The organism is Stenotrophomonas sp. GbtcB23 (assembly GCF_019091045.1).
GTDB classification, from domain to species: Bacteria; Pseudomonadota; Gammaproteobacteria; order Xanthomonadales; family Xanthomonadaceae; genus Stenotrophomonas; species Stenotrophomonas rhizophila_A.
The window spans coordinates 1-271 of record NZ_JAGXKC010000415.1 but is presented as its reverse complement, the minus strand read 5'-3'; the positions used below and the strand labels follow the sequence as shown (position 1 = coordinate 271).

1 protein-coding gene is annotated in these 271 nt (G+C 64.9%); it reads right to left on the bottom strand.

Translation table 11 applies throughout. The features are described from left to right. Window positions 1-271 (bottom strand): diguanylate cyclase (locus tag KVS69_RS19615; RefSeq protein WP_217539724.1); only part of this gene is annotated, 271 nt, incomplete at both ends.

The following is a 271-nucleotide window of genomic DNA, read 5'->3' as shown; positions in this document are numbered from 1 at the left end:
GCGGACCTTCGCAAGCCCGACCGAAACGGTGACCGAGAAATCCGGCGCGCCGGCTTCGAACCGCAAGGCGGCGACCTGAAGCCGGAGCCTTTCGCAAAAATCCATCGCCGCAGCGCCATCGAGGCCAACCAGAAGCAAGCCGAATTCCTCGGCGCCCAGCCGTGCGAGAAGATGCCGGCCACCGACGCATGAGGCGTCGAGCTCGGAAGCGATTGCCTTCAGGACGCAGCTGACGGTTTCTTCGTCATGGGCAGCGTCCAGGCGCCGGAAA